Here is a 9,788-nt window from a genome sequence, read left to right as displayed (position 1 = left end):
CTCGCCGACTTCATGGCCGCCTACAACTTCGCCCGCCGGCTCAAGACGCTCAGCGGCCTTACACCCTACGAATACATGGTCAAAATGTGGACCTCGGACTTGGAGCGCTTCATCATCGATGCGATCCACCAGATGCCGGGACTAAATACCTAGACACCCTGAACAACGATACCTTCCTGCCATATTTTTTCCAACTCTGCTACCGCAGTTATAACAGGTATTCCATGCTCCATACAGTGCTCTACTACCTGTACTGGTGTGCTTTGCCCTTGAGCAATAAGATCACCCACAACCTCAATAAAATCGTTAGCTACCTCTATTTTTCTGAATAGAACACCTCTTTTGCTCGCCGTTCGATCATACCTAGCTCCATCTGTAAGGCGGAGTTGTTTATTGCCGATCATGCCTTGGGCCATATTATTATTTACAATTTGTCTCAACTTGGATCCAAGGTCGCTGGCATTGGTATAATTGTGAGTTTCGTAGATTATATAGCCGTTTGGCCACTTTTCTGATGGCATAGTCGGACTAATAAGCTTAACGGTTCGCTCAACGATGTTCACTAGGAATCCCGTCACGCACGCGATTGTGCCGTCAAGCGAGTCCTCTTTTTTGCTGCGTACCTTTTCCAGGTTTCTTCCAGCAGCGAACTTTGTGACGGCCAGCTCTTTACCCGTCTGGAGAACAAGTTCAACTCCGTACAACTCCTCCGGAGTAAACAAGTTATGAATCTCTAATAACTGCCGCTTGGTTAAAACGGAAAATCTATTCGGAGTCGACTTCTTCTCGTTCCATATGCGAAGAACCTCCTTTGTCAAAGAAACATTGCGGAGCGGTATTGCTGTGGTGGTTTGAGGGATAACGCCAGTCACCTCTTCAAATATCCGGATAAACTCTGGATACTCTGGATTGTCGAGCGGATCGGTTGCCCAGTAACAAAATCCACATTGTATGCCATTCCCGACAATATCCTTAACCGCCTCAACGGTCTTGCGCCATTCAGACGCGCCCTCGCCAGCTAGGCTAGCGTGACCCTTGAACTTCTCCGCCGATATGCCGCAAAACCAACACCCTACCGAGCATCCGGACGACAACTCAAATGCTATCGGAGGATGCGTTATTCCGATTGCAGCGACATCTAATTGCAAAGCGGCCCGATTGATGTTGCGGCCTCTCCAAGCATCAAAGGCAGGATTCAAGCCGTTAGTCCCGGCTGCTGGCGCTATCTGATCTCGAACGGCAAGAGCACTTGCTAGATGTGTATCCCACAGGAACGCCAGCGGCCAATCCAGTAAATTTGTTGATCTTCGATAAACTGTATAGTCGGGATGAAAAACAGGTAACAAGCTTTGTACGTCGATCTTGCATCCACAGAGGTTTTGTGCCTCTGCTAGTGTTAGTGTTTCATCGAGTATACCTTCCCTAAACGACTCGTCGACAGTCCAGCGCTCCAGAAATCTTTTGGAATGAGCCAAAGAGTACATTGTGTCTTCATCAAGGTTGAATACGCTGCGAAAACGTTCGGAGATCGTCGGATTTTCGGAGATCGTCGGATTGACGTCAGCCTGACTTACGCTCGAGAAAGAAGTAGGCATTCTACCACCTATTCAATGTGCGTCCCAGACGGAGGCTGCATCAAACTCGCATCTAACGCAATGGAGATTGTTATGCACGTAAGGGCTGTGAAGTGCTCCAACTCGCGGCACTAATGATGCCCCGCGTTCGTCCATGATCTGGCCCCGTTTTCCCGCACAGATTCAAGCGGTTGCAAAAATCAGTGCGCGATGCTCGCGTGGTGAACGCACTTTGAGCCCTGAGTGCGGGTGGTTGTCGTTGTAGTTCTCGGTGCAGGATGCGCAGCGGGATCGAGGTCAGCGTCACGGCCTCCGACAGGTCATGGCTTGAGGGGATCGTGGCGGCGCGAGGCTCGCTGCAGAAGCATGTCTGACGGGCGCGGATCGTCCTGCTGAGCGACGATGGCCTGGGCACGGTCGCTACCATGGCGGCGACGGGCAAGTCGAAGACCTGCGTGTGGCGCTGGCAGGAGCGCTTCATGGCCGAAGGCGTCGATCGCCTGCTGCGCGACAAGACGCGACCGCCGGGGATCACACCGCTCAAGACCACGCTGGTCGACAAGGTCGTTGCGCTGACGCTGGAGCCGCCTGACCGTACGGCGACGCACTGGACGGTACGTGCCATGGCAAAGGCGGTCGGTATTGCGGCCTCCTGGTGGTGAATATCTGGCACGACCATGGCCTGGCGCCGCACCGCTGGCGCAGCTTCAAGCTGTCCAACGACAAGGCATTTGCCGAAAAGCTTTACGATGTGGTCGGCCTGTACGTCTCGCCGCCTGCCATGCCATCGTGCTGTCGGTGGACGAGAAGAGCCAGATCCAGGCGCTCGACAGCACGCAACCGGGCCTGCCGCTCAAGCGCGGCCGGGGCGCGACCATGACCCGCGACTATAAACGCAACGGCACCACGACGCTGTTCGCCGCCCTGAACGTCCTCGATGGCTCGGTGATCGGACGCAACATGCCGCTTGAAAAAACGGCGTCTTCCACTCCGTCGTTGACCTGCAGGCTGCCATCAACCGTTTCATCAAGGAGCATAACCAGCAGCCTCGACCTTTCATCTGGCGCGCGAATCCGAACAAGATCATCGCCGCAGGTAGACGCGGGACCAAACGTTGGAATCAGTCCACTAGCACCACGCATAGGACATGATCGTCATGCGCGTCCCGTACTAGCCCGTCTCACCGCGCCCTCGAACACTGAGGCGAGCTCACCCAAGCGTACCGCTGAGAGAAGTTGATCGATATCCACATCTGAGAGGTTGACGTTTTCTTGGTCCTCCAGAGACATCACCAAATCCATGAACGTCAGCGAGTCTATTCCGAGGGCTTCGATAGTAGTGTCGTCACCCACCTGCGAAAGCTCGATGTTGCCGCGCTCCGCGGTCGCAGCTAGAATTCGATCACGCAAAGCCACGCACCAGCCTCCACCGAATTGAGGTGATCTTGTATATATCGTAGAGCTACCGTCCGCCTCCGCCTATTGTCAATCCCGTCAGCCATGGCACAAGGTTCGGCATGTCCAAGCTGCTGATCGCGACGTCGGGGACGCTCGGCGACATCCGGCCCCTTCTAGCCATCGCAATGGCAGCCCGCGATAAGGGACACGAAATTCTGGTCGCCACGAGTACCAGCTACCGCGAACTTGTCGCGACGTGCGGGTTATGCTTCGAGGCGTTCGGCGACGATTCATACCTAGACAGCAGGCAAATCCGCAGGGAAATAGTTCGACCAGAAACCGGGTTTGCCCGCTTCATGGCCGAATCAAGCCTGTGGAACTTAGAGGAAATGTTCAGGCGGCTTGCTTCGCTCGCCGATAACGCCGACGTGATCGTTTCCACGCCGTTGGTAACTGTCGCGCACCTAGTTGCCGAATATCTTCAGCTGCCCCTTGTCAGCTGTTGCCTCAGTCCCGCAGTTCTGTTGCGGAATTGGGGTGGTGCAACGTTCGACCCCTATGCCCGGGAATGGAGGGCGCGTCTAACCGCCCTACGCAGCACCTACGGTCTCATACGCCGCTCCTTTCCCCAGATGGGCCGCTTCGCCGGTGACCTGATGCTCGGCTTGTATCCCCGCTGTCTCACCAGCAGTCCGGACCTGCTGCTGTCGATGCCCAAAGAGGTCGGCTATCCCATCCTCAAGGTCGACGCGCCCGTGCAAGACGACCTCGCGGAGTGGATGACGCAGGAGCCATTCATTCTTGTTTCGTTCGGCTCGTTCGTCGACCACCGCGTCGAAGCGCTCTTCGACAGCATGCAGAAGGCCAGCGTGGCGCTGGGCATGCGACTACTCTTCGTCTCAAACCATGGTTCGGGCACCATTGCACAAGCAATCGGGCCCCGCACCCGCGTGGAGCGCTATGTGTCGCACACGTCGGCGATGCCCTTGGCGAAGGTGGTCGTTCACCACGGGGGCTCGGGATCGCTGGCCACGGCCGCCCGGTCGGGACGGCCCATGGTTGTGGTCCCGTTCGGACTGGATCAGGTGTACAATGCGGAGTTACTCCAGCAGCGCGGGCTTGCAGAGGTGTGCGATCCCGATGCCATCTCGACCGATGTGATCGAATCCGCCTTGCGGCGGTCGTTGGAACGCTGGAGCGATCGAACTTGTCTCTGGCAGGACTGGTCGGACGCCGAGGCACCATCCCCTTCCCAGAGGGCGCTCGACGCTATTGAAGGGGTGGTAGGACTCGGCTAACGGCTCGGCCGGGGACCACGGCAATGCATCGACCGCCACGGCCGCATCTTGTTCGCTCGCCAGTCAGCGAGGCGGAGCCCGCTGCGACGCTAGGTAGGCAGCGAGACGCCTTCTTGCCTCGGGGGCTAGCACACCGGCCAAGTCGGCATAGCGATTACCATCTGTCCATTGCACTCCCAAGGCAGTTGATGCGTCGATCATCTCTGCCGGATTGAGGGCGCACAGGGTGGCGCTCGACGCACGCCATCGCCGGAACTGCTCCAACTCTTCTTCGCGCTGCCACCGTGAGATTCCGCAGATGCCAAGCCTGCTGATCCGAACCACTTCCGAGGTCAGCGCGCTTGGATGCAAAAGCTCGTGCGCATCGTCCCACGTCGCGCAATGCCCGTACAAGCTTTCCCGGACGTAGCGTGGCGACCTGAAGTTCATGAGATGGAGGTATGGAAAGGAATGCTCTCCATCGCTGCAGTTTGACAGGGTCCCCTCGTCCCAATACCACACCTCGGGATGCAGGGCTTGCCCGTCCCGCCATCGCATCGGCATGAACGGTGTTGTCCACTGTTCCTCAAAGTGATTGTTTTGGCGGTAGTGGTCAATGTGGTTGGCGTCGGGGAAAGTGCGGGCCGAATACTGGCGACGCCAAAGGTCCTTGGGGCTACACAGGACGCTCAGCCACGATTCGTCAACGCTTTCTTCCCAGTCGACGATCATAGGAGAACTCATCAACTTTTGCCAATTCGGTATTGAGCGGTACATAGACCGGTATTGGCGCGTGTTCCTCAACAGGGTCAGGTGGCCCGAGCAGATGCTGCCACTGAAGGAAATTACGTCACGCCGAAGTATCTCGCCGGTGAGGTACGAACCAATATCGCCAAATACGACATCGACGTCACACCACCCAAAGTGAGTCGCCGAGGTGATGAGATCCGCATACAACTCGCCCATTGCCGGTCTTATGTTGCAAATATTGTACATGGAGGAAGGAGAAAATGTGATCATCAGTTTTTCGGAAACGAACTTGCAGTACCGTTCACGACTCATTGTGACGATCATCACGTTGGTCGGTACGGGGCCGACATCCTTCATGTCGGTGTGCATGATCCAGGCCACAGATGGACTCGCCGCGCAGCTCCTGAAGAACAACGCGAGCCATTCCGGTTTCCTGCCAAAATAGTCGGCGAACAGGATCACGCGGCTCATCCTAGCCGCGATCCCGATGGCACGCAGATGGGGGAACCATTACCCGCACGCTCGCCGCCGCGACATGCCCTCCGGTCGCGCCCGTGGCGCAGGGCGGCGCGTTAGGTCCGGCCATACCGATGGCTGGCCGCCGAAAAGTCTCGCAACGCGTCTATCTCCCGGGGGGATAGGTTCTCGCCGTTCCCGTACAGGAGCTTCGCGCGCAAGTAGCGCCGTCCAAAGAGGCGCCAACCACCCGCGAGGTGCAGGATGCCGACCGGCGACGCCGGCGTTGCCGACAAGCGCACCGTTCCCGCTTCATCCCTGAACGGCGGGTTCCAGAGACAAAGGTAATTGTACACGGGATCGATGTGATGGAAGGCGGCATTGGTCCTGATGCCGACATAGTTAAAGGCGCATTGCTCGGCGAAATGTAGGGCACGATAAGGGATCTGGGCCACGCGATCGACATAAATATCTAGTATTGTTTTGGACCACTCGCGCCAAAATGGATTCGACCGGGACGCGATAAAGAAGCCCGTATTGTAGACGGGGTGGTTCTGCATCTCCGATGCCACCGCTAGTCCGAAGATTGGTTCAGCCAGTTCCGCGATCTCCCCCCGGCGAGCTTCGCTATTCATGACGCGCGAATAGGTGAAATGCTGTTCCGGACTTACCAAGATCCCGTCGCGCAGGCGGGCGGAGGCGTTTAGTATGGCATGAAAGCCGCTCAGATCCTGAACCCACATGTCCGCATCCATCCAGGCGATGATCGGAGCATCGGGAAATATTTCCGGCAAAAACGGCCTGCATATCTGCGCATGGTGACCACCAGACGCCTTGCCCCGAAGATGCCCAAGGAGTCCGGGGTCCAATTTCCTCACGTCGATCCCGACGGCCAGAAGCCACGCGATAGATTCCTGATCGCACCCGACGTCAACGAACGCCAAGCGTAGGCCCACCGAGCGTGCCCAGGGGAGCACGGAGGAGAACAACCCTTTTGCCAAGGGAAAATAGGCTTGGTCGCAACCTGAAACGACGACCACGTCGCCTAGATCGGGATCCGGCTCCCGGACATGGCTGGCCGGGGTCATGTCGCGGTCGCGGCCCGTATCGGCGGACTAACCACGGCCCGTCCGATTGATGATCCAATCCCCTACCGTTCGCAGCGCCGCAGGAGCAACGGTCTCCTTCAACTGTCCGTACTCGGCCGGATCCCCCGTATATGCGGTCTGGAACAGGTGATTCAGCCCCGGAAGATTGACGACCGTGACGTCGCGGTTGGCGCGCAACGCGCGGGCGATGCCCGCAAGGTTCGCATCGGTCGCGACCTGAACGTCTTTTGCGCCGCCGATTGCAAGAACGGGGCAACGGAGTTGTGCAAGTGTCGAACGGGGGTCGTAGCGTAAGAACCACCGCATCCATGGAGAGGCGATGAGGCGGAGCTCTGCGGGCATGCTCCCGCCAGATTCTCCGCCTTGCGCCGCCACGGTCTGCCAAGCCGCTTCAAGCGACGCATCCGCCGTCGCCTGATCCGGCGCATCTTTCACTGCGTCGTAGAGTTGCCGCATGTTGCCCGCTGACTGGTCCACCATCGCTGGGGACAGTCCGCGCAAAGTCTCTATCGTTCGTTTCTGCTGCAGCATTAGGTCTTGGCCGGATTCGCCCAGACCTGCCAGCATGACCACAAAGGCGATAGCGGGGTCACTGGCGGCGACCATGGCAGCTATGCTGGCTCCCTCGCTGTGGCCCATCAACCCGATCCTGCGTTGATCGATGTCGAGGCGCGAGCGGAGGAAGGCGACTGCTGATTCCGCGTCGCCGGCGAAGTCGGCCGTGGTCGCAGTATGGACCTCCCCGGTCGACCCGCCGGTTTGGCGATCATCGACGCGCAGCACGGCAACGCCCCGTCGGGTTAGGGCGTCGGCCCAGACAAGAAAGGGCTGGTGGCCGAACACCGTCTCGTTTCGATCCTGCAGACCGGAACCGGAGATCAACAGGACCGCGGGGTGCGGCTTCGACCCAACCGGAAGGGTCAACGTGCCGGCAAGGTGGGCACGACCGGCCACGTTGTCGAAGGCCACTTCCTGGCTGCGGTAGGGAAAGGGCGCCCGGGGGGGCTGCGGTGCCACGGAGGGTGCCCGGCCCGCAGGCGCCGTCCGCGTCATGGTCAACGCAATCGAGGCGCCGCCCTGCGACCAGTGACCGGAAAGCGTTCTGCCGTCCGGCGAGAGCGTAGCGGCGTAGCCGGCTTTGGGCGCCGCCAGCTCAAATTGTACTGCGTCGCCCTTCTGAACGACTGACTCGATCGGTAGGCCCGTCGCGCCCTGTGAAGGGCTGTCGAGCGTTGCCGCTAGATGACCGGGGGCGCCGGTGACATGTAAGATAATGGGAATAGACTGGCCGGGCGCCGGTGACAGGGTTCCCTGCCAGTCTCCTGATACGGAGGACGTTGCGGCCTTAGCCGCAGATAGCGCCGGCTGGGCCTGTTGGATCGGCATCAGAAAGGTTCCGGCCAGCATCATGATCGTACGCATCGAAGAACTCCCGTTCCCGCCTGCATCCTGATATGTCGACGCGGCGCAGTGGTCGAGCGCGAATCGTCCGAACCGACGCGGTTCGTCGCGATAACGCCCATGGACCGGAACGCCCCCAAATTGTGGGGGCACGTCTTGGGACTGGCGTGGTTAAGTCTAACCGATAATCTAGGCGGCGCATCTAACCCGTCGTAGCACTGTGCATCCCGTGATCTTCCTTTCGGGTCACCTTGCGACCGAGCGACTGGATGAACGGAAAAACATCCTGCTCGTTCCCTTCGTAGACCTCGCACACTAGCTGCCGCGCACGCAGCAGATTTTCCACCACGGAGGAATCGGCACCTTTGCGCGAGCTGGCAGGGCCGGCATACCCCAGTTTATCGCGCAGGCCCACATCGATCAGCCAGTCAACGCACTACTAAGGAAGCTCTGGGCTGGGCGATTTCGATCGACCACCCCCTTCGAGCGGCATCTCCGAGGCGTGGGCGATTCGTTCGAACTGTGCGCTGCCCTCTATGCGTCCGAATGGGAATATCCTGGAACTGACCAACTCTGTACATCCACCGCTGAAAACCCCTGCGTCGGCAGCAAAACTGCAAGCAATGCAATAAATTGAGAGGCGAGACTCTGATGACAGCTGCCGACGAGCTATTCCGCCAGCGGGTGCTGGTGACCGGTGGTGCCGGATTTCTCGGTTCGCATCTGTGCGAGCGTCTGCTAGCAGCCGGGCACGACGTACTGTGCCTCGACAACTATTATACCGGGCGGCGGTCCAACATCGAACACCTGCTTGGCAATCCGCGCTTCAAGACGGTGCGGCATGACATTACCCAGCCGCTGGTGATCGAAGTCGACCGCATCTTCAATCTCGCCTGCCCGGCCTCGCCGGTCCATTATCAGTTCGATCCGGTTCGGACGCTTAAGACGTGCGTCATTGGGTCGATCAACATGTTGGGCCTCGCGAGGCGAACCAAGGCGCGGATCTTCCAAGCCTCAACCAGCGAGGTCTATGGCGACCCGCTCGTCCACCCCCAGCCTGAGAGCTACTGGGGACACGTCAATCCCCTTGGGCTCCGCTCCTGCTATGACGAGGGCAAGCGCGCTGCGGAGACGCTGTTCTTCGACTATCATCGACAGTACGGCGTGGACATCCGGGTAGTGCGCATCTTCAACACCTATGGACCCCGAATGCACCCCAACGATGGGCGCGTGGTGTCGAACTTCATCGTCCAGGCGTTGAGGGGAGAAGAAATCACCCTATATGGTGACGGTTCGCAGACGCGATCCTTCTGCTTTGTCGATGACGTGATCGAGGGGTTTTGCCGGCTGATGAACCGGGACGCCGTGACCGGCCCCGTCAATCTCGGTAATCCGGAAGAGTTCACCATCGGCCAACTCGCTGCCTTGACGGTCGAGATGACCGGTTCCGCATCGCGAATCATCCATCTGCCACTTCCCGCCGACGATCCGCGCCAGCGTCAGCCCGATATCTCATTAGCCCAGTCCATACTCGACTGGACACCTACCATCCCCTTGCGTGAAGGTCTCGCGCGTACGATCGCCTACTTCCACGAAATCCTGCGTCAGCGTAAGGCGGTATAAAGGGCGCTACTGACTTGATGGTGTGGCCGGCGCAACGCCGAACGCAGATAGCGACGGCAGGAGCAGCCGGGCTGGCAAGGTCGGGAGAGTAACTAGGTGTTCAGTCCTGGCATCTGGTGGATCGGGTCGACGATGAACCGATCTGGCTCTGACGTCCAGATCTTGGCGATGTATTCGTAGGGTGTAAGGCCGCTGAGCGTC

At 58.8% G+C, this 9,788-nt stretch carries 7 protein-coding genes and 3 pseudogenes; 4 read left to right on the top strand and 6 right to left on the bottom strand.

Annotated elements, in window-relative coordinates:
- A pseudogene (locus AC07U4_RS24695) lies at positions 1 to 153 on the top strand (IS481 family transposase); the annotation flags it as partial.
- Here AC07U4_RS24695 and AC07U4_RS24690 read toward each other — a convergent pair.
- Positions 150 to 1,595, bottom strand: coding sequence for a radical SAM family RiPP maturation amino acid epimerase (locus tag AC07U4_RS24690; RefSeq protein ID WP_495197586.1), 1,446 nt, complete (start codon positions 1,593 to 1,595; stop codon positions 150 to 152). The pseudogene AC07U4_RS24695 and the gene AC07U4_RS24690 overlap by 4 nt on opposite strands.
- Before the next feature lie 257 nt (positions 1,596 to 1,852).
- Here AC07U4_RS24690 and AC07U4_RS24685 point away from each other — a divergent pair.
- A pseudogene (locus AC07U4_RS24685) lies at positions 1,853 to 2,706 on the top strand (IS630 family transposase).
- Between the two features lie 22 nt (positions 2,707 to 2,728).
- Here AC07U4_RS24685 and AC07U4_RS24680 read toward each other — a convergent pair.
- Positions 2,729 to 2,989, bottom strand: coding sequence for an acyl carrier protein (locus tag AC07U4_RS24680; RefSeq protein WP_495197585.1), 261 nt, complete (start codon positions 2,987 to 2,989; stop codon positions 2,729 to 2,731).
- 101 nt (positions 2,990 to 3,090) lie between these two features.
- Between AC07U4_RS24680 and AC07U4_RS24675 the strand changes: the two genes are divergently transcribed.
- The gene (locus tag AC07U4_RS24675) at positions 3,091 to 4,269 is read left to right on the top strand and encodes a glycosyltransferase (RefSeq protein WP_495197584.1); all 1,179 of its coding nucleotides are present in this window, start codon (positions 3,091 to 3,093) and stop codon (positions 4,267 to 4,269) included.
- 63 nt (positions 4,270 to 4,332) lie between these two features.
- Here AC07U4_RS24675 and AC07U4_RS24670 read toward each other — a convergent pair whose 3' ends face one another.
- The 3 genes from AC07U4_RS24670 to AC07U4_RS24660 form a co-directional block, all read right to left on the bottom strand.
- On the bottom strand, positions 4,333 to 5,460 hold the full coding sequence (locus tag AC07U4_RS24670) for a DUF6625 family protein (RefSeq protein WP_495197583.1): 1,128 nt from the start codon (positions 5,458 to 5,460) through the stop codon (positions 4,333 to 4,335).
- 110 nt (positions 5,461 to 5,570) lie between these two features.
- On the bottom strand, positions 5,571 to 6,542 hold the full coding sequence (locus AC07U4_RS24665; protein ID WP_495197582.1) for a hypothetical protein: 972 nt from the start codon (positions 6,540 to 6,542) through the stop codon (positions 5,571 to 5,573).
- A gap of 27 nt (positions 6,543 to 6,569) precedes the next feature.
- Positions 6,570 to 7,985: an alpha/beta hydrolase family protein gene (locus AC07U4_RS24660; protein ID WP_495197581.1), complete on the bottom strand. Its 1,416-nt coding sequence runs from the start codon at positions 7,983 to 7,985 to the stop codon at positions 6,570 to 6,572.
- A 630-nt stretch (positions 7,986 to 8,615) separates the two neighbouring features.
- Between AC07U4_RS24660 and AC07U4_RS24655 the strand changes: the two genes are divergently transcribed.
- The gene (locus AC07U4_RS24655; RefSeq protein WP_495197580.1) at positions 8,616 to 9,587 is read left to right on the top strand and encodes a UDP-glucuronic acid decarboxylase family protein; all 972 of its coding nucleotides are present in this window, start codon (positions 8,616 to 8,618) and stop codon (positions 9,585 to 9,587) included.
- A gap of 92 nt (positions 9,588 to 9,679) precedes the next feature.
- Here AC07U4_RS24655 and AC07U4_RS24650 read toward each other — a convergent pair.
- Positions 9,680 to 9,788: pseudogene (locus tag AC07U4_RS24650) on the bottom strand (IS481 family transposase); the annotation flags it as partial.

Source organism: Sphingomonas sp. GW821-FHT02B09, from assembly GCF_059421875.1.
The sequence above is the reverse complement of the archived record's forward strand: the minus strand, read 5'-3'. Positions and strand labels throughout refer to the sequence as shown.

Bases quoted from the DNA above. Each gene is read 5' to 3' on its own strand.
- AC07U4_RS24690 (WP_495197586.1), bottom strand. From the start codon at position 1,595: ATGCCTACTTCTTTCTCGAGCGTAAGTCAGGCTGACGTCAATCCGACG.
- AC07U4_RS24660 (WP_495197581.1), bottom strand. From the start codon at position 7,985: ATGCGTACGATCATGATGCTGGCCGGAACCTTTCTGATGCCGATCCAA.
- AC07U4_RS24655 (WP_495197580.1), top strand. From the start codon at position 8,616: ATGACAGCTGCCGACGAGCTATTCCGCCAGCGGGTGCTGGTGACCGGT.
- AC07U4_RS24675 (WP_495197584.1), top strand. From the start codon at position 3,091: ATGTCCAAGCTGCTGATCGCGACGTCGGGGACGCTCGGCGACATCCGG.
- AC07U4_RS24665 (WP_495197582.1), bottom strand. From the start codon at position 6,542: ATGACCCCGGCCAGCCATGTCCGGGAGCCGGATCCCGATCTAGGCGAC.